A 20,467-nucleotide genomic window follows, 5' to 3' on the forward strand; every position below is an offset into this window, starting at 1 on the left:
AATTAAGTAGGAACTATCTGTGACAATATATCTCTTATTCCACCTGCTTAGAAGTATTTTTTTGGGTCAAATAATATACATTTATACAAACTGTAAATAAATTAAACGGGGTAGTAGGTTAGCTCCTCCTGGGGTATACTACTATTAAGAAGTATTCTTAATAGTGGAGGGCCAACAGTGAAATCTGTACTAGTCGCGGGAGTTGACTACCCAAACACATACCGGGAATTTGTCAAAATGTTTTCTGACGATGCTGCGTGCGCGGCCTATTTAGAACAGTTGCGATGGGGAGATGGATTTGTCTGCCCGGCTTGCGGAGCCAATCAACCCCCATGGCGACAAACTCGCGAACGTCTTGTGTGTACGGCCTGTCGCCACCAGGCGAGCGTAACCGCCGGTACGATTTTCGATAAAACACGGACACCTCTGACGACTTGGTTTGAAGCTGCATGGCATGTGACAACCGCCAAGAATGGTCTTTCGGCAAAAACGGGGAGTGAATAAAAAGAGTATATAAATTGTTGCTATGTTACAATGTTTATAAGAATGAAGAATATAATCGATAATTTGACCGATCCTGATATAAGGGAAACAGGGTCGTTGGGGTAAATTGACAATAGAAAGGAAATAATGACTATCATGAACACTGAACCAACTTCATCTATTATCGCAAAGGCGCAGCCGATTCTCGATGCCTTCTACGAAGCCATCGTGGCGTGCGGTCGCATCCCTCCGTTCAAGCCAACTATCCGCGTCGAGACCACACCCGGCGCGATACGCTACGACCAAGCAGACCGATCTGTTGTACTTGTCCCTTATGAGGTACTTCCTCCTGCTCAACGCGCGTCCATGGATCGCTTCGCGGCAATTGGCACACTCGGCTTGTCTGGACCCGAACAATACTCTGAGGTATTCAACAGTCTGCTGATTGCGCACGAACTTGGTCACTGGCTGCAGGAGGTTGCTCGTCGGCCATTGAATCGCTGGCAGGCCGAATATGAGGCGAATCAAATCATGGTTGCCTTTTGGCGCGAGCATCCTGCTCCGTCTCCAGCAGCTACGACAGAGAAACGGCTTGCGAATTTTGTTGCGCAATCACTAAATATGCCCTGTCCCATGCCAGAAAATGCCGGCATGAGCGTCGAGGACTATTTTAATGCCCATCTTACCGAAATTGAGAGTAATCCGATGGCCTATGCTGGCTTTCAGAAGATGATGGTGCGCGAAGCTATTGCCGAAAGTCCCGCTCCAAGTTTCTGTCAACTCGTGGCGACAACATGGCCGAAGTAGCGGTAGATTGTGAACGATAAACGAGATGTATATTAAATCGGTTCAGCCTTTAGCTATTCAGATCGCTGGTGCCTCCGGAGAACTTTACTTATGTATGTAGAAAACGAAGGCGTATAGCAGGAGGAGCTAACCGACTACCCCGTTAAATTAATTAAGGCCACTGGTATTGCATGAATAGCAACAGCGTAGATGACAAAACATATGGAACCTACCATGTTCACAAAACGTAGTTTATTTATAGATTTCATTAAGAAGGAAATAGCTACTAGAACTGAAGCCAAATAGCCCAAACATTCCACCAAATTGATGTTTTCCATATTTCCTCAACCTTTCTTTATAGTTTTAAAAACTGAGTACACCTTTAGCTAAATAGACTATTCAGATTAGCAGACAATCAACGACAGCCTTTGAAATAATCGGCCTGACAAAGTTAATCCTCCTTACTGATTTTTCCCAACATTTTTAAATATTCTATCGTAAATTATTGTAAAGTTAAAACTAAGTTTTAACACAACTACGAGTTTTATACTTTATGTAGCTTTGTGACGTCATGGAAAAGCCATCAGCAAATTTTAAGCATTTTTTCCATGATACTGAAACCTTCTATAAGTTCGAGTTTTACAAGTTCACGTAAAATTAAAAAGCATCTTTTCCTGTTTGATAAAGAAACAGGAAAAGATGCGAATTGATGTTAAACTTATTTTAATTTATAGCCATCTTTAGCTTAATATAATTCTATATCCTTACAAAAAATCCTGCTATATTTACATACCAATAACCCATAATCCTAGGCACTACCAATCCGAGCTCTCCTTCATTCACAAATTTGTTGCCGCAGGTCACTTGAGAAAACTCCTTTACTTACGCTTGTTACACTACCAGTCATATGGATGTGACCATCGGAATCAATTAAGATGTCAATAACCCCACCCTGCATATGAACACTGACCTTGTTTTCGGTCAAACCCAAACGGTATGCGGCACTAGCTGAAGCCGAGCTACTACTTCCCGAAGCAAGTGTATATCCTGCTCCCCTCTCCCAAATTTCAATTTGAATATTGTTACTATCTATTACTTTCATAAATTGAACATTGATTCGATTTGGAAATAATTCGTTTGTTTCAATTAATGAGCCGAATTTTTCGGCAAGTGATTTTGAGACTTCATCTTGTAAAATCACACAATGAGGATTTCCTACCGAAACACACGTAATTTTGAATTCATGTCCGTCAATAGCAAATGATTCATTAATTACTTCGCGAACAGCTCCAGCTACTGGTATTTTCGAGCTTGTAAAAGTAGCTTTACCCATATCAACTTGAATCAGGCTTGCATTATTATTGAGAATCTTAACCTTCACAACTCCTCCCAATGTATTAATCAGGAAGTCATCAGACGAAAGATACCCAGTGTCAAACAGATAGCGAGAAAAAATTCGAATTCCATTTCCGCTTTTTTCAGCCTCACTACCATCGGGATTAAAAATACGCAAGCGAAATTGACCATCTTCCAAAATTGGACCATACAAAATACCATCCGAGCCAACTCCGAAATTACGATGGCAGATAAGTTCAATCACTTCTTTTGTTAAGGGAATATCCTTGATTTGTGGGTCAATCACGATATAATCATTACCTAACGCATGGTATTTTGCATAATCAAACTTCATTTTGTACACCCCTTATTCTTATGATACTATCATATACAATACTAACTGTGTGGGACACGGGCACAGGTTCCTTGTCCCATTTATAAACGATAGTTCTAATTGTCTATTGAAGGTAGCTTTTCTTTACAAAATATAAAAACCGAATTAACTAAATCTCCTATTATACTCAAAATGTTAAGATATTGCCTTTCAGCCACTGTCTAAAATATTGCAGTTGTTCGTCAGTATGAAAATAATGCTCCCCATTCTCCAACACATGTAACTTGCAATGATAACGTTTAACAAATTCAGAAACCACATTAAACTCCGAAAGATTATCGTCGGAACCATAGAGAATTGCAGTCGGTTTGTTCCAATTGTCAATAGCATGGGATTTTACATAACAGTAATAATCCCAATAGAGTGTCTGCCCGATTGGTGTTTCAATTTCTTTTTCGATTTTTAATCGTTCTTCGCTTACATCGAACCATAGCATCATATTATTTATGATGCGCTCCATGTTTAACACAGGAGAGAGGAATAGGCATTGTTGGAGTTGCAACTCTCTGTATGCAAGTAAACTGAAATAGGAACCCATACTGCAAGCAAATACGCTTACATTATTTGAAATAGTTTGCGCATATCTCATAATAGCAGTAAGATCACTAACACAGTTTTGAACCTTGCAAACATAGTCTTCACCTTTACGATCTCCATGTTCAGGTAAATCAAAGCTGAGTACCTGGTATCCTTTGTCAATTGCTTCTTCTGCGAGAACTACAATTACATCATCATCCTTTTTGGACATGTTTCCGTGAATAGCAATAAATAGTTTATCCGATGACTCTCCCCACAGAATTGCAGGAATGCCTCTAATCGCCAAATTAATTTTTAACATGATTCTTTCCTTTCACCAAATATGGGATACGGGGTAAGTAGACCAAGAAACGACAGTGGGGACGCCTTTTTATTTACTAACTAATTTATGATGGTATCTTCTCTTTCATAAATGGAAAATCCTGCTATTCTTATACATTATAAGCATAAAGCAAGGCTTTGCTTCAGGGTTCTTATTAAAAGATCAATCAGTGACTACCTATGAATAGGTAGCCACTGATTGATCTTTTTTACAGCATTCAACATGGGACACGGGACAGGTTCCCTGTCCCACTAGGTGTCGAGGGGACGGTGCTATTGACATTAACTCTCAACCAATTGAATCTATCTCCGCGACATCCTTTAATTCTTCCAGTGCAGCGACTACTCCTAATTACAAGTATCTTATAGTTCTTTTTGACATTTTACCATTATAAATTTAAATGGAGGTTTATTTTCCATATCCTTATGTGGCTCAACAATTTCCGAGAATTCTATCAGTCCATACTTTCCAAATTCTTGTTTTATCGAGTCAGAATCATAAAAAAACATTTTTACCCCTTCCATTATCTCGAAATAGTCTTTACCCAATTTTTTACCCTTTCCAAACATTGGGGCTTCTTTTGAAATAGTAGTAAAAATCATGTATCCGTTTGGTTTTAACTGACTATAACAATCTTTAATAAATTTCTGTCTTTCGTTATTATTCAATAAGTGAATAAGTGCATAGCAAAATATACCGTCATAAAGTTTGTTTTCAAAGGGCATCTCAGTTACTGAGCCCTGATAGATATTAATATCAATGCCATTTTGTCTTGCCAAATTAATTGCTGTTTTTGAAATTTCAATACCTGTTACATTAATTCCGTTGTCAATAAAAACCTTTGCATTTCTGCCATATCCAATACCCGGTATTAATACGTCCTTGACTTTCTTTTCAAGAAAAAAGTCTTTTGTCAAGATTGCCGAGTCTGAAGGTTCAAATCCCCACATTGTTTGTTTTTCTATAAAACTTGACTCCCAGAATTCTGTCATAACTTTATCTCCTTACTATTTTATTTGACTCTGTCCGTAATAATTATTGCCAATTTCCAAAGGCATAATGCTAATTCCCGCTAAGGATGTCACAGGGACGGGGTTGTTGACACTAGCCTTCAACGATTGCATTGTCGACAACCCCGTCCCTATGACATCCTCTATTTTTGTATTACCGTTTATCTTATGACGTTTGACCATTCCTTTTCATGAAATATATTCTAGCTCCAGCCATCCATGACTCGCATTCATTAATTTGTAAGATTATTATAAATAATCTTTACAGAAGCATTGATTTGTGATATATATAACTTAATGATTGTGAAAAAAACCACATATTCTCACAGAACTACAACGTTAGGAAGGATGATGATTATGAAAGGTTTTGCAATGTTAAGCATCAATAAGGTAGGCTGGATCGAAAAGGAAAAACCCTGTATAGGCCCATACGATGCAATGGTACGGCCACTAGCAATTTCTCCCTGCTCATCGGATATCCATACCGTTTTTGAGGGAGCGATTGGTGACAGACACGACATGATCCTTGGACATGAAGCTGTCGGTGAAATTGTCGAAGTAGGAACTAATGTTAAAGATTTTAAACCGGGTGATCGCGTAGTCGTACCAGCCATTACACCTGATTGGCGCTCTCTTGAGGCGCAAGCAGGATTCCATCAGCATTCCAACGGTATGCTGGCCGGATGGAAGTTTTCAAATTTTAAAGATGGTGTATTTGGCGAGTATTTTCATGTTAATGATGCGGATATGAATTTGGCAATTTTACCTAAGGAAATCCCTCTAGCCAGCGCCGTCATGATCACAGATATGATGACGACTGGCTTCCACGGCGCCGAACTAGCCGATATCCAATTTGGTTCCAGCGTTGCAGTCATTGGCATTGGTCCAGTTGGTCTAATGGGAGTGGCTGGTGCCAAACTGCGTGGCGCCGGCAGGATTATTGGCGTGGGCAGTCGACCTGTGTGTGTGGAAGCAGCCACATACTACGGAGCAACGGATATTGTTAATTACAGAAACGGCGATATCGTAGAACAAATCATGGAATTAACCCAGGACAAAGGAGTTGACCGAGTCATCTTAGCTGGCGGAGGCACCGAAACCTTGGGGCAAGCAATCTCTATAGTTAAACCGGGAGGCATCGTTGCTAATGTAAACTATCATGGTAGCGGCGAAAGTCTTCCAGTTCCTCGCCTAGCCTGGGGCTGTGGAATGGCTCACAAAACAATAAAGGGTGGGCTCTGTCCTGGCGGTCGTCTCAGAATGGAAATGCTGGTCAACCTTGTACAACATGACCGTATTGATTTAAGCAAATTAATCACCCACGTATTTAAAGGATTTAATCATATTGAAGAAGCACTATTTCTTATGAAAGATAAACCAAAGGATTTGATTAAACCCGTTGTCCTAATAGAATAATCGGCCACATGACACGATGATCCTCGGAATCGTTTGTAAACGACTCCGAGGATCAAAATTTTAGGATAAATAGAGAAGCAAGGGAACGGTTCTTCCCGAAATTAATTTACGCCTTAATATTGGATCTGTTAAAATTTAATGTTGATAATTTTATAATAGCAATGGAAACCCATTATATAAGGGTTTCCCATTCTTATTGCAATAACTCTATCCATTAGTAGAATAAGTGACAGCTACTATCGAGTATTACCTTATGAAATTCATTACAATTTATCATTGTAATGAGCGATATTATTAATTACCATTCCAATGATAGATTAGTTGCACAACGCCAGAAGAGAACGTTCTTGTATTAACCATTTTTAAATTCAACCTCTGTTTTATATCAATAAACATCGGTTTTCCTTCCCCCAAAATAACAGGGTGAATCGATAATCTAAATTCATCAACAAGCCCTAAATTTATAAAAGTTGTAATGAGACTTGCTCCGCCATACAGCCAGATGTCTTTACCAGGCTTATTCTTCAATTTATTTACTTCTTCAAGAATATTTTCATTTATAAATATTGCTTGTTTATCAGTCTCTATTTGTGTTCTGGAAAACACATATTTATCTTTACTATGAACCAATTTCCAAATTTCTTTTTCGGTATCAGAGTCTTTAGTTTTTGGAATATATTGTCCCCATAAATCGTAGCTTTTTCTACCATATAAAATAGTATCAATTTGATTCAAGAAATTAGTGAACCCCATATCAGGATCCATAATGCACCAATCAACTTCTCCATTTTTCCCTTCAATAAAACCATCTAAAGTAACTGCTAAATCTAAAATTATTCTTCTCTGTTTTACGTTATTTGACATAACTCTTCCTCCTTTTTTCATTCAGATATTGTTTCTTCTTACCCGTTGAATAAGGATTACACATCAAACTTTTTTTGCACAACATAATATCCACTCTGGGATATAGCATACACCAAATCCTGCTGCTCCAATTTTTGAAATGCTTTAATCACTGTATTTACACTGCATTGATATTGTTCGGGCAGAACACGAATAGAAGGTAGTTTTTCCCCCGCTTCGTATCGAGTGGTTTGAATCATAGAATCTGCTTTTATTTCTATTGTACATTCGCTCTAATTCGATTACCATAAACTCAAATAAAGAATTATGAAAATCGGAGGATATTTATCATGTTGCAAAATGAAAAAGCCTATCTATCGGCTTTTGTCTATAGCTTAATTATTGGTTTTTCTTTTATGTTCACAAAATTAGCATTAGCCATAGCCAGTCCCATGGATACCTTGGCCCACCGCTTTACCATTTCTTTTTTGATTGCCTCTATTCCTTTTCTCGCTAAAAAAGCGCAATTAAATATGAACTACAAGGATTTAATAGCTATACTCCCGTTGGCGATACTGTATCCAACATTATTCTTTACTTTTCAAGCCTTTGGTTTGGTATACATCTCTTCATCCGAAGCCGGGATTATACAAGCTGTAGTTCCGTTATTCACAGTATTTCTCGCAGGACACTTTTTAAATGAATATCCAACCACCCAGCAAAAAATATTCATTTTATTATCCGTCATGGGAGTCATTTATATTTTTGTTATGAAAAGCTCTGGTCTAGAAGTAGCGAATCTACAAGGAGCCCTTCTTATTCTCTTATCCGCCTTGTCTGCAGCTTGTTATAATGTTTTGGCTAGGAATTTGACTAAACGATATGCACTCTATAAGTTAACCTATATCATGACAATGATCGGATTTATTACTTTTAATGTTATCGCGATCATCCAGCATAACATAGACCATACTCTTAGTTATTTCTTTGTCCCTTTTGGTAACAAAGAATTCTTACTCTCCATTTTCTATTTGGGCATACTCTCCTCCCTTGGTACTTCTTTTTTATCCAATTATGCCTTGTCCAAACTAGAAGCTTCCAAAATGAGCGTATTTAGTAATTTAGCTACGCTGATTACCATTATTGCCGGCGTCCTTGTTTTGCATGAAAAATTACAATACTTTCACCTCATTGGCGGCTCGCTTATCCTTATCGGTGTTATCGGCACAAATTATTTTAACACCAAAAAAGTTGTGAATCAGTAAAAGGGAGCTTAACTGTGTCAACTTTAAAGAGAAGCTGCCCATAAGATTATGAGCAGCTTCTCTTTATCACGTTTAAATTCTGACATATTTTTACATTATAAATATCATTTTACCAAAGTAAGGCTCTGTTTCAGGCTTCTTATTAATTGGCAGTTTTTTTAATCCTAATAAGAATCGAAGTGTCACGGGGACGGGGTTGTTGACACTAACCTTCAACGATTACATTGTCGACAACCCTGCCCGCTCCGCATCCTCAACGCCGCTCGCAGGGATGCGGAGCGGGCCTCTGGATTGACTAACAAGTATTTTTAAAAAGTATTACAATAACAGATAGCGCAACCTCTACTATTACATATTCACTGCATTTGTGATGGTAGCAACTATGTACAGTCCCAAATCGTAATCCCTCGTTACTTTTCAGAAACCGTCATTTGCCCATCCACCTTCTCGTCGGTTCTTTATATTCTTTGTAGAAGCATCGCTTGACAAATAGTTCACCTGGTGTACAATATAATCATAGAGCATCAGACATGATATTTTACTAACGATATGAGGTTAAAACAATGGTGGAACAAAGAAAAAAAATGTTGGAATCTATTTTCAGATTGTCAAAGAAATTCTTTGAGGCAATGAAACAGCCAAAAAAATTTGGCACAGACAGACTCTTGTACTCATCAGAAATTCATACCCTCGAAATGATTGGCAAACATCCAGGCATAACCGTCACCGAACTGGCAGACCGACAGGGTATTTCCAAAAGTGCCCTGCCAAAGATCATCCATAAACTCATCCAAAAAGATCTGGTCTACCGTTATCAGGAAACCGGCAATAAAAAAAATATTCTTTTGGAATTGACGGACAAAGGCCGGATTGCCGTTCAACATCACTTCAAATTTCACGAAACCTTTGACAGCGGCATTATGAAAAAAATTAACTCATTAACGCCGGAAGAGTATTTGTCTCTCAGTGATATTCTGCAAGAGCTGGAGCAGTATATTGACCACATGGAGCAGCAGGAATAAAAAATTCGCTTTATAGTTAACCCTGAAGCCAATTTGAAATTTAAATAACGAGGTGTTTACTAACAAATGCCGGTAAAATAAGCCTTCTTCACCGGCATTCTTTTATTCTTTATTATCGTTCACCTGGTTAACCTTTTTAGAAAAATAAAATGTTTCCCATTAAAATCCCTTCCTATCCGCCTTCCCCAACGACTTATTATCGAAGCCAAGCATGCACTTCACTATGCTCTGATCCCGAACTACAATATTCATTTTCTCTTAGCCAAAACCAATCTGGAGAAAGGAAGATTTACTAATGAATACTTCTGAATTACGGGAAAAACTCAATGGTAGATATAAATTAACCCGGCAGAGGGAGTTTATTTTTCACACGCTCAATAGTTATACAGGCCACCATCTTAGTGCCGAAGATATCTATGGAATTGTCCATGAGCAATATCCGGAGATCGGCCTGTCTACCGTCTACCGGACCATGGAATTGTTCAGTATCCTGGATGTTGTGCAAAAGCTCGATTTGGGCGATGGATGCCAGCGCTATGAACTGTACTCACTTCACCATCATCACCTTATTTGCAATGCCTGCGGTAATGTTATTGAAATAAAAGGAAGCCTGGCGGATACATTGGATACCGCTATGAATGCTATGGCGGATTTTTCAGTTCTAGATTATCGGTTGTATATATATGGATACTGTAAGAATTGTCAAGCCAAACGAAATCACTCGGGTCTTGCCGATTCCCTTGATCAGAATACGATGTCACGCAGCAATGTTGTCTGATTGGCTCTTTGCCCATTCATTCTATTTCCAGAATTAAAATCAATCGTTTACCTGGCGCACATTGTGATCATAAACAAACTACCCTATAATCAAGTTTATCTGGTTGCAGTTAAAACTATGATACTTCAGTAACAAGGATATCCTTTGCGAAAGTATGCGAACGACATCCTTATCTTTTCAAATTATCGTTCACCTGGTTAACCTTTTTGCAAATACCTGACGCTTCACCCAGGCTTCTCTGCAAATGCTTTCCCTTTTATTTTGTTGCAGATCAATTGAGGATGTTTAGTCTACTTTTTGCTATGCTTGGCCTGCATATCAACCTTATTCTACTTACTTTACTAAAGGAGGAAGCTTCCTGTGCCACAGCATGCACACATGCGTCAGCAAATCTTAACGATAGCCCTGACTGCCTTGAATCAGTATGGAAATGCCTTGACGATGGACCAGTTGGCGGCTCGCCTGCCTGCCCCGCCCAGCAGCCTGTCACCCTATTTCAGCAGTAAGCCGGAGTTAGTCAGACAGCTTGTCAGTTTCATACTGACAAGAGTCAGGCAACCGCCTCTCCCATTCTCTCATCGTTCACTTGCCGACGAACTCCGGGGTTTAATCGCTACATACCGTGAATTATTCACCGCTTTCAGACAGAACTCTCTGTTTGATTTAAAACGGCATTACCCGGAGGAATGGGGCAGCATCATGGAACTACACGAGAGCCAGTGGCAGAGAATAGCAGCCTCCATTAATTCGGGCATCGCCAGCGGCCAGCTGCGCCCTGTCGATACCAAGCTTGTGCAAATAATGACTGACGAAATGCTTCTCGCCCCCTTTCGTCAGGCCCCCCCATCTCTAGCTGAGTTATTGGACATTCTGTTGTTTGGCATCGCCCGGCGCGCACCGTAAATTCTCTTCCGCAAAAATAGATTGTATATGATAAGGAGTGTTTCTATGTTTAAAATTAGACTGAATCTCAGCCGAAAACAATACTATTATGCCCTGGCCGCTTTAACGGTAGGTTGCCTACTGGTCGGGGTCATGGCAAAAACACATTTCGCAAAAGCACCAATAAAACCGGAAAGCCTCCCCGTGGTCCGCACCCAGCTCATTCAGGCAGCTAATACCGGACAGGGTTACACATATGCGGGGGAAGTGCGCGGTCGCTATGAAAGCCAGTTGGCGTTCCAGGTCACCGGCAAAATCATCAAACGCAATGTGCAGCTAGGCAGCGTAGTCAATGCCGGCGATGTGTTGATGCAGATGGATGCTAAAGACATTCAGCAGACGGTAAGCAGTAATTCTGCTCAGGTATATTCCGCCCAATCACAACTTAGACTGGCGGAAAGCAATTTGAGCCGCTACCGTCAATTACTGGACAGCGGCGCAGTCAGCCGCGCGCAGTATGACCAGTATGTCAATGCCTATGATGTAGCGGCTGCTGCGGTGCAGCAGGCGGGGGCCCAGTATACGCAAGGCGCTAACCAGCTAGATTACACCTTATTGAAAGCTGATCAGACAGGGGTTGTCTCCGCAATCACCGCCGAGGCCGGCCAGGTCGTCAGCGCGGGTCAGGCGGTTGTCACCGTTGTCCAAGACGGAGAGCAGGAAATCGAAATCAATGTTCCTGAAAACCGGCTGGAAGAACTAAAAACCGCCGGACAGCTCAACGTTACTTTCTGGGCCTTACCTAACGTGACACTGAATGGCTCCGTACGGGAAATCGCCCCTATGGCAGATCCGACGACTCGTACCTTCAAAGTGCGCGTCAGCCTGCTCAATCCGCCGCCATCTGTCAAACTGGGTATGACGGCCACCGTTTCCTTAGCCGGCGGCGCTACCCATACTGCATTTTCCATTCCACTGTCTGCACTCTATCAGACTGGCGATACGCCCGCCGTCTGGGTTGTGAACGACAATGTTCTGACACTGCGCCCCATCCAAACCGGGTCCTTCGGTAATGGCACTATCCAGGTGCTTGCTGGACTGCAGCCAGGCGACCTGATTGTCAGCGCCGGCGTTCATAAATTGAAAGAAGGACAGAGGGTAAAAACAACCGGTGATGCCCTATGAGCCATTTTAACCTTACCGCCTGGTCATTAAACCACAAACAATTCATTTATTTCTTTGTCTTCCTCTTCTTTGTTGCCGGCCTCTTCTCCTATAAGAATGTGGGACGCATGGAAGACCCCGATTTCGCCATTAAACAAATGATTGTCAGCGTTTCCTGGTCAGGAGCCACCGCCAGCCAGATGGAAGAGCAGGTTACGGATAAAATTGAAAAGAAACTGCAGGACCTGCCTGGGCTTGACTATCTGAAAAGTTACTCTACACCGGGACATACGGTGATTTACGTCAATCTCAAAGATCAGGTGCCCGCCAAGGAGCTTCGGGCCAGATGGGTGGAAGCCCGCAATATGGTGAATGATATCAAAGGAACCTTCCCGGAAGGCGTTTCACAACCCAGCTTCAATGATCGGTTCGATGAAGTATATGGCGTGGTCTATACGCTGACCGGTGATGGGTTTACCTACGAGGAAATGCGAGAAAGAGCAGAAAAAATCCGCCGCATTCTCTTAAGCGTTCCCAGCGTGAGCAAAGTCCAGCTCTTGGGGGTGCAAACCGAAAAACTCTACATTGAAATCGAAAATAGCAAACTGGCCCGTTTAGGTCTTGATCCGTCCGTAATTACAGTCGCCTTAAAGGAGCAAAACGCCATGGCCGCCGCCGGCATGCTGGAAACGGTATCGGACAATACTTACTTACGAATTACCGGGATGTTTGAAAATCTGGAAGACATTCGCACTACGCCCATTCAGGCTGCTGGCCGCACCTTCCGTCTGGGAGACATAGCCAAGGTGACTCGCGCCTATTCCGAACCATCCGACCCGAAAATGTTCTATAACGGCCAGCCGGCCGTCGGCATTGCACTGGCGATGGAAACCGGTGGTAACATTCTGACATTGGGTAAAAATCTTGATAGTACTCTCTCCCAAATAAAACAAGAACTGCCAGTCGGGCTGGAAATCAATCAAACTGTCAATCAGCCGAAAGTTGTGAAATCCTCCATCGACGAATTTATTGAATCCCTGGTCGAAGCGATCGTCATCGTCTTAATAGTAAGCTTTGCCAGTCTGGGTATGCGGTCCGGCGTGGTCGTGGCCCTAACCATTCCCTTGGTCATTGCCATTACCTTTACCTTAATGTACCTGACAGGCATCGCTCTGCAGAGCATATCGTTGGGGGCTCTCATCATTGCGCTAGGCTTGTTGGTCGATGATGCCATCATTGCTACTGAAATGATGATCGTCAAGCTGGAGCAAGGGTGGAGCCGCTTTGACGCTGCTTGTTTTTCCTATACCTCTACCGCCTATCCCCGTTTGACCGGGGCGTTAATAACCTGCGCGGGCTTTATTCCCATTGGTTTTTCCAAAGGGCTTGCCGCCGAGTTTTGCGTCGATCTCTTTTGGGTTATATTCTTCGCCCTCATTGCTTCCTGGCTGATTGCCGGAGCAGTTACGCCTTTGCTCGGTTACCAGTTTATTAAAATAAAACCGACCCAGCAAACAGCCGATGAAAGCAATGCGCACCATGACCTTTATGACACCTCGTTTTATCGGCGATTTAAACGCTTGTTACTTTGGTGCATGCGTCACCGCAAAACCGTACTAACAGCTACTGCCGCCGTATTTATCGGCTCTATCTTTCTCTTGGGATTGGTCAAACAGGAATTCTTTCCTGCTTCCAACCGTCCGGAGCTCGTCATCCAACTCAAATTACAGGAAGGAGCTTCCCTAACCAACACCGAGGAAGTGGCCCGCCAGTTTGCTAAAGAATTGGACGGCGACCCGAATATTTCCTATTACACCTATCATGTAGGTGAAGGAGCTCCCCGCTTTGTACTCAGTTTTGAACCAACCTTCAATAAATCGAATTTCGCTGAATTCATTGTAGTGGCCAAAGATGTTCAAGCCCGTAATACGCTGGCCCAAAAAGCCGAGCAATTACTAAACACTGAATTTACAGGTGTTCGGGGGCATATAAAGTTATTATTCACCGGAACGGGACCCGATTATCCGGTGATGCTGCGAGTAAAAGGTCCGGACCATGAAAAAGTTCGTGAAATCGCTGAACAAGTTCGCGCCGTCATGGCCGCCCATCCGGCTACACAAAACGTAAACTTCAACTGGAATGAGAAAAGCAAAGTGATGCACTTGGAGATTGACCAAGCAAAAGCAAAAGCCCTCGGACTCAGTTCCCATGAATTGGCCGTATCGCTCCAAACCCAGTTGTCTGGGGCACCTATTACCGAATTTCGTGAGCATGATAAAACCGTCAGCATGGTTCTCCGGTTTGCGGAAACGGACCGTAATAACCCGGAACGGATAAAAGACCTCAACATCCATATCGGCAACGGCAAATATGTCCCGCTTGACCAAATCGCCACCATCCGTTATGACGCCGAAGAAGGCTTAATTTACCGGCGCGACCTGCTACCCATGATTATGGTACAGGCGGAACTGAATCCCACGTCTAAACTTACCGGCTCGGACGTGACCAAGCAAGTTTACGGCAACCTCCAGGAACTCAGAAGCAGTCTACCAGCCGGCTATTTCATTGAATTTGACGGTGCAACGGAACGCAGTATTAAAAGCAGCAAGTTCCTGGCGGAACCCATCCCAGCCATGATGATTATCATTATGATTCTACTCATGACGCAGCTGCAAAGTATACCGAAAATGCTGTTAACCCTCTTTACAGCGCCGCTTGGTATTATCGGTGTATCCATCAGTCTCCTCCTCACCGGAAGTCCTATGGGATTTGTGGTCCAATTGGGAATTCTGGCTTTGTTCGGTATTATTATGCGCAATGCCGTTATATTGATGGACCAGATTGAACAACATCTAGTGGCCGGCGACTCGCTATGGGACGCTATTGTGGCAGCGACGATCAGCCGCTTCCGCCCTATTATGCTAACAGCCGCAGCCGCTATCCTAGGCATGATTCCGCTGGTACCCAGTACTTTGTGGGGCTCCATGGCGATTGCCATCGCCGGCGGTTTACTGGGAGCAACCATCCTGACTTTGCTGGTGCTGCCGGTTATGTATGCTACCTGGTATAAGGCACAACCAGATGACGGTACAAAAAACAATTCTTTAAACGATGCCGGAAAGTCAATGTCTCAGTAGCATGAAGCAAATTGCGCAATTGCTGGAAGCCAGCGAATTCCTTTAGCTTATTAGGTCACCAATACATTTTTATAAGGAGTTGCTTATCATGGAGGTTTTGTATAAAAAAATTTTAGTCCCCGTAGACGGTTCTGTCCATTCACGCAAAGCATTATCTCATGCAGTAGCGTTAGCCCGTTCCTTTGCTGCCGAAATCGGGATTCTTTACGTATCAGTTTTATCGCAGCAAGTCCCTTTATATGACCAAGTCAAGGGATCCAAAATCCCGCCAAACGTATCTACAGATCCAGTAAACTTTGCTAAAGCAATTCTGTCAGAAGCTATCAAACAAGTTCCAGAAGACATACTCGTTCAAACACACAACGAAGTTGGCGAACCGCGCCTTCTGATTACCGATTTTGCCGCACAAAATGGCTATGATGTCATCGTCATTGGCAGCCGGGGATTAGGAACGATTTCCGGATTGCTTCTGGGAAGTGTCAGCACATACGTCGTCCATCATTCCCCATGTCCTGTTTTGATTATCAAATAATCTTCATCTCAACTAAAACCGCGGCAGTCTTTTCCCCATATATTTATGATCAGCTGACAGCGGCGAATGCAGCGTAATGACAGACATTTTCTTAGCTTACTGCATTCCCCTGTCACTCTGCTGCTTTGCATAAAATATCTTTGGCATAGCAATATAAACTTAAAATAATCCAATCGAAAGGAGACAACTATGAAATCATCATATTTTTATATAAAAACGTTCTTCGTATCAATTCTTGCGTCCGCTCTATTTTGTCCAACTGCCCTAGCAGCACCGCTGGAGCTCTCACTTGATGCGAGTATTGCTCTGACTTATAAGAATAATCCGGCATTGCAAATTGTAGAAGCACGCCAAGAACAGTCAGTTTGGGCACTGAAAGAGGCTCAGACCAATAAAAACGTATCCCTAGATTATACCCATACGGATATGCGTTCAAATTCCCCGCCCACATGGTCACCCTCTTCAGCGGCCGTCTCTCCCTATAACTATTTCAGCAACCAGATTATCGCCAGTATTCCACTTTATACCGGTGGTAAAGTAGAAAACACGATTGAACAAGCGAAACTTAGTCACAAGGTGTCTCAGCTTGAAAGCGCAGCCACCAAACAACAACTCAAATTAGAAACGAGTGAAGGCTATTATAATGTGCTGCAGAAAAAGACTTTGTTAGAAATCGCCAAACAAACGGTAGATGATTTTAGCGCTCATCTTAATCGTGTCCGGCAAATGTACGATACCGGCGTGGCACCCTGGCATGACGTACTGCAAACCAAGGTCCAACTGGCAAATGCGGAAAATGATTTAGTAAAAGCGCAAAACGATTATGATTTAGCCGTCTACAACTTAAATAAAACCATGGGCTTACCCTTGCGCAGCGAAATTACGCTGACAGAACCGCTAATCTATCAAGAATATGCTTTGGCTCTAGACGACATTACCTCCTATGGATTGGTGCATCGTCCGGAGATGGCTCAACAGCAGGCGAATATTAAAATAGAGGAAGCACAAATCAAAATTGCCCAAAGCGGACAACATCCCAAGGTTATGCTGACCGGGACCATGGCCTGGGATAATGACGACTTTGCAGGCACGGCGAACAGAGATTGGACCGCTATGTTAGTAACCCAATTTAACCTATTTGACTCCGGCAATAACAAAGCCAAAATCAGGCAGGCACAATCAGGCGAGTTGGCCGCACGAAAACGAGCGCAACAAACACAGGATAACATTTCCTTGGAAATCAGCGATGCTTATTTGAGTATGAAGGAAGCAGAAAAACGAATAAGTACCAACAAGTTAGCTGTTGAAGAAGCCAGTGTGAATTTTGATATTGCGCAAAGAGCTTATAGCGCCGGTGTCGGCACCAATTTAGATGTTATGGATGCCGAACTGGCACTAAACCAGGCAAAAACCAACTATACTAACTCATTATTTGACTATAACATCAGCAAAGCTCGGCTCGACAAGTCGATAGGCAGCGAATAAACCAATAAGGAAATATACTGCCAGTGCATGAACAATGTGATAAAAAACATGTATGGATGGACTGGGCCAGTAGAGCCACAAGTATAACTGTTCCCATCAGTCGAAAGATGGTGCGTAAAGGCGGTGTCAAGCATGTTGTAAGGCTCGACAGTGTATCTCCATGGTGTGTGTATGTGGCCGGCATAAATTATACATTTTTATCTATCAATCACTTCATCTATAATTTAATCAATATTTGTAATCAATTAAAAATATTGATAACTGAAAGGACACCTTACACCTATGCTAAAACACAAGAATGTATTACTTGTTTTAGGAATTATCTTTATTGCTTCTAATTTAAGAACTCCGCTGACAGCAGTAGGGCCGCTCGTTAGTGATATACGGTCTGATCTTGGTATTTCAAACGGTATGACTGGCTTCCTTACGACACTGCCATTGCTTACCTTTGCCGTACTTTCGCTGCCCTCTTCTAAATTAGGCACCAAAATAGGCAATGAACTTGCCATTTTTCTTAGCCTTATTGTATTAATTGCCGGCATACTACTGCGCTCTGCAGGAGGAAGTACCGCCTTGTTCGCCGGAACATTTCTGATTGGTACGGGAATTGTGGTCGGTAATGTTCTAATCCCCAGTATTATAAAACAAAAATTCCCCGGAAAAGTGGGGCTAATAACCAGTATTTTTTCAATTGCCATGTCTCTCTCGGCGGGAATTTCATCTGGCATGAGCGTGCCGCTTGCCAACGATCTCCACTGGGGATGGCGTCAGTCCCTGCTGGTGTGGATCTTGGTTGCTGTAGCAGCCATCATCCTTTGGCTGCCTCAACTTTATCATTGCAAAAGAGTAGTGAAAGTCGCAAAACCAGCTTCCACCGCTAACTCTGTTTGGCATTCTTCTCTGGCCTGGCAAGTGACCTCCTTTATGGGGCTGCAGTCATTTCTTTTTTATTGCTTCATTGCCTGGCTTCCTGCAATTCTCCAAAGCCATGGCTTAAGTATGGCAACTGCCGGCTGGCTACTGTCTTTTTCCCAGATCATTGCTATTCCTGCCTCGTTTATCGTACCAATATTAGCTGATCGCCTCAACGACCAACGTGGTATTACGGCAGTTTCCTGCCTGATCTATTTTATGGGACTGCTTGGACTTCTGCTGAGTAAAAATATGATACTGCTCACTACATCAGTTGCCTTGATTGGCGTTAGCGGAGGTGCCTGTTTCAGCTTAGCATTTACTTTTATCGGACTACGCAGCAGCAATGGCGCTCAAGCTGCAGAGTTATCGGGAACGGCTCAGTCTGTGGGCTATTTGTTCGCGGCCGCAGGTCCGATTATAATTGGTTATCTATTTGATTACACGCAAACCTGGGCTTCTTCTATTGTCGTATGGCTAATTATCACGTTACTTCTTCTATATGCCGGTCTTGGTGCCGGACGAAACCGATACATTTTCCCAATGAACGATCCCAAACAAAGCCCTAATTAAGACAAGCAGGGTTAGATTCGCGATTACCTGCCAATGGCAAGCAGTCATCAAAGAATGACTGCCTTGGAAAAATTGTTAGTCTACGACAAGAGCTTAACACTGTATCAACTTTAAAGAGAAGCTGCCCATAAGATTATGAGCAGCTTCTCTTTTATATTCATTTATAATCGAGACAATTCCATTGTTGCTATTAAGAATTTATCAATATCTGCAACTGAATGACAATGCAGCGGTGCAATTCTAAGGGCACCATCTAATTTGAAGGAATCAAGCATCCTCTTTGAATAGGGGCTAGAAGTCAATCTTTCATATACAATGACTCCTTTTTTATCGTACTCTTGAACTGCTTGCTCATATCCCAGATTTTCAAATCCCATTGCAATTATGAAATCTCTTTTGGTAAGGTCTTCAGAATCTAAGAATACTTTAACTCCTTTAATATTGCGAAGTCCAGGGATTTCATCAGTACCATTAAGCATTCTGGCCATTAAAGCTCTTTCTTGTAATGCAATCCTTTCCATGCCATATGCAAATAATTCACGCCTGTCATTGCTATTAATAAATTTTCCGCCGATCCAGCACACATAATTGACAATCTCAGTAACTACAGCAAATTGTGATATAGCTGGACTTCCAAGGTCCCATACATTTGTACCTTTAGCAGTCATCTTATGATGCGGAAGCACGGCGGCTCTTTCGGATAACCAAGCAATCCCCAAACCCCTACATCCGAAAAATTTGTAGGGAGCAAAATTAATACCATCCACAGGAATCTTTTGAAGGTCGATTACACTATGAGGAGTATGTTGTACTGCATCTACAAGAATATATAAATCGGGTTTGATAGCGCGAGCTTTTTTTACGATAGTTTCAATATCAAAAATTGCACCTGAAATGTTAGATGCATACATTACACTTAAGAGGCATGTATCTTTATCTACCAGTTTAATAAGTTCATCAACATCCACGCCGCCCGTAACAGGATTGCTTTTAGCTACTCTAAATTCTTTTTTCAATTTTTCAGCGTAGTACTCCATGGAGTCATATGCCGAAGGATGCTCGAGTATTGATGTTACCATATTTGTCCCACTGACATTTTCAGCAATTGCCCTCACCATATCGAACATAGCCTGTGAAGCTGTAAGCGTTGTTAAGATACTGCCAGCTTTTGCATTTAAGATAATTCTGATATCGTTAAGTCCATCTTCTTGTACTTTTTCTAAATAACGTGCCCTCTCATGAATGAGCCCTGGATAATCTGGAATAGAATCTATTCTTGCAAATGTATCTACTGCTTTTTTGAGTCTAAATGATCCTCCAGCATTCGCAAAGAAAAGCCGTTCACCCAAAATTGGATCATTATCTACATGATAAAAACACTCTTTTATTTCTTGTGATAGTCCATCTGAAAATAGTACTCCGTTGCTTACGTTATTCATTTGACCCCTCTCTTTCTTTTTATGCTCCAGCATCATCTGTTTTCACTCCGAGATTGTAAGGGACACGGGACATTTTACCCCTCCGATATGATATGTAAAACTTCTCTACTATTATTTCTGATTACTCTTCCAATATCCTTTAAAGCTATAAT

The 20,467-nt window shown here is 42.1% G+C and carries 18 protein-coding genes and 1 pseudogene; 12 read left to right on the top strand and 7 right to left on the bottom strand.

What is annotated here, in order from left to right; genetic code table 11:
* Positions 1-153: 153 nt before the first annotated feature.
* A pseudogene (locus QSJ81_RS13980) lies at positions 154-492 on the top strand (transposase family protein); the annotation flags it as partial.
* 147 nt (positions 493-639) lie between these two features.
* Positions 640-1,290, top strand: a complete 651-nt coding sequence (locus QSJ81_RS13985) for a hypothetical protein (protein WP_285717993.1) — start codon at positions 640-642, stop codon at positions 1,288-1,290.
* Positions 1,291-1,424: 134 nt separating this feature from the next.
* On the opposite strand, the gene QSJ81_RS13990 is transcribed toward QSJ81_RS13985, so the two are convergent.
* The 4 genes from QSJ81_RS13990 to QSJ81_RS14005 all read right to left on the bottom strand — a co-directional run bounded on the left by QSJ81_RS13990 (position 1,425) and on the right by QSJ81_RS14005 (position 4,849).
* Positions 1,425-1,607 (bottom strand): YgjV family protein, encoded by a 183-nt coding sequence (locus tag QSJ81_RS13990; protein WP_285717994.1) that lies wholly within the window; start codon positions 1,605-1,607, stop codon positions 1,425-1,427.
* Between the two features lie 497 nt (positions 1,608-2,104).
* The gene (gene dapF / locus QSJ81_RS13995) at positions 2,105-2,959 is read right to left on the bottom strand and encodes a diaminopimelate epimerase (protein WP_285717995.1); all 855 of its coding nucleotides are present in this window, start codon (positions 2,957-2,959) and stop codon (positions 2,105-2,107) included.
* A 166-nt stretch (positions 2,960-3,125) separates the two neighbouring features.
* Entirely contained in the window at positions 3,126-3,836 is a 711-nt protein-coding gene (locus tag QSJ81_RS14000; RefSeq protein ID WP_285717996.1) for an alpha/beta hydrolase, read from the bottom strand.
* A 383-nt stretch (positions 3,837-4,219) separates the two neighbouring features.
* On the bottom strand, positions 4,220-4,849 hold the full coding sequence (locus QSJ81_RS14005) for a class I SAM-dependent methyltransferase (RefSeq protein WP_285717997.1): 630 nt from the start codon (positions 4,847-4,849) through the stop codon (positions 4,220-4,222).
* 375 nt (positions 4,850-5,224) lie between these two features.
* Between QSJ81_RS14005 and QSJ81_RS14010 the strand changes: the two genes are divergently transcribed.
* Complete coding sequence (locus QSJ81_RS14010; RefSeq protein ID WP_285717998.1) at positions 5,225-6,283, top strand: NAD(P)-dependent alcohol dehydrogenase; 1,059 nt, start codon at positions 5,225-5,227, stop codon at positions 6,281-6,283.
* Positions 6,284-6,577: 294 nt separating this feature from the next.
* On the opposite strand, the gene QSJ81_RS14015 is transcribed toward QSJ81_RS14010, so the two are convergent.
* Positions 6,578-7,147: a dihydrofolate reductase family protein gene (locus tag QSJ81_RS14015; protein WP_285717999.1), complete on the bottom strand. Its 570-nt coding sequence runs from the start codon at positions 7,145-7,147 to the stop codon at positions 6,578-6,580.
* A gap of 56 nt (positions 7,148-7,203) precedes the next feature.
* Positions 7,204-7,386, bottom strand: coding sequence for a GntR family transcriptional regulator (locus tag QSJ81_RS14020; RefSeq protein ID WP_285718000.1), 183 nt, complete (start codon positions 7,384-7,386; stop codon positions 7,204-7,206).
* 90 nt (positions 7,387-7,476) lie between these two features.
* Between QSJ81_RS14020 and QSJ81_RS14025 the strand changes: the two genes are divergently transcribed.
* The 9 genes from QSJ81_RS14025 (at position 7,477) to QSJ81_RS14065 (ending at position 18,876) form a co-directional block, all read left to right on the top strand.
* Positions 7,477-8,391 carry a DMT family transporter gene (locus QSJ81_RS14025; RefSeq protein WP_285718001.1) on the top strand — a complete coding sequence of 305 codons (915 nt, stop codon included), beginning with the start codon at positions 7,477-7,479 and terminating at the stop codon, positions 8,389-8,391.
* 563 nt (positions 8,392-8,954) lie between these two features.
* Positions 8,955-9,413 carry a MarR family winged helix-turn-helix transcriptional regulator gene (locus QSJ81_RS14030; RefSeq protein ID WP_285718002.1) on the top strand — a complete coding sequence of 153 codons (459 nt, stop codon included), beginning with the start codon at positions 8,955-8,957 and terminating at the stop codon, positions 9,411-9,413.
* 295 nt (positions 9,414-9,708) lie between these two features.
* The gene (locus QSJ81_RS14035) at positions 9,709-10,191 is read left to right on the top strand and encodes a Fur family transcriptional regulator (protein WP_285718003.1); all 483 of its coding nucleotides are present in this window, start codon (positions 9,709-9,711) and stop codon (positions 10,189-10,191) included.
* Positions 10,192-10,551: 360 nt separating this feature from the next.
* Complete coding sequence (locus tag QSJ81_RS14040) at positions 10,552-11,094, top strand: TetR/AcrR family transcriptional regulator (RefSeq protein ID WP_285718004.1); 543 nt, start codon at positions 10,552-10,554, stop codon at positions 11,092-11,094.
* A gap of 45 nt (positions 11,095-11,139) precedes the next feature.
* A complete protein-coding gene (locus QSJ81_RS14045; protein WP_285718005.1) occupies positions 11,140-12,258 on the top strand; it encodes an efflux RND transporter periplasmic adaptor subunit in 1,119 nt (372 codons plus the stop codon).
* On the top strand, positions 12,255-15,374 hold the full coding sequence (locus QSJ81_RS14050) for an efflux RND transporter permease subunit (RefSeq protein WP_285718006.1): 3,120 nt from the start codon (positions 12,255-12,257) through the stop codon (positions 15,372-15,374). The genes QSJ81_RS14045 and QSJ81_RS14050 overlap by 4 nt, the downstream gene beginning before the upstream one ends.
* 88 nt (positions 15,375-15,462) lie before the next feature.
* Positions 15,463-15,906 (top strand): universal stress protein, encoded by a 444-nt coding sequence (locus QSJ81_RS14055; protein WP_285718007.1) that lies wholly within the window; start codon positions 15,463-15,465, stop codon positions 15,904-15,906.
* Positions 15,907-16,095: 189 nt separating this feature from the next.
* Positions 16,096-17,391, top strand: coding sequence for a TolC family protein (locus tag QSJ81_RS14060; RefSeq protein WP_285718008.1), 1,296 nt, complete (start codon positions 16,096-16,098; stop codon positions 17,389-17,391).
* A 282-nt stretch (positions 17,392-17,673) separates the two neighbouring features.
* On the top strand, positions 17,674-18,876 hold the full coding sequence (locus QSJ81_RS14065) for a CynX/NimT family MFS transporter (protein ID WP_285718009.1): 1,203 nt from the start codon (positions 17,674-17,676) through the stop codon (positions 18,874-18,876).
* A gap of 161 nt (positions 18,877-19,037) precedes the next feature.
* Here the strand turns inward: QSJ81_RS14065 and QSJ81_RS14070 are convergent, their stop codons facing one another.
* The gene (locus QSJ81_RS14070) at positions 19,038-20,315 is read right to left on the bottom strand and encodes an aminotransferase class V-fold PLP-dependent enzyme (protein WP_285718010.1); all 1,278 of its coding nucleotides are present in this window, start codon (positions 20,313-20,315) and stop codon (positions 19,038-19,040) included.
* Positions 20,316-20,467: the final 152 nt, after the last annotated feature.

This window comes from Pelosinus sp. IPA-1 (genome assembly GCF_030269905.1).
Classification (GTDB): domain Bacteria; phylum Bacillota; class Negativicutes; order DSM-13327; family DSM-13327; genus Pelosinus.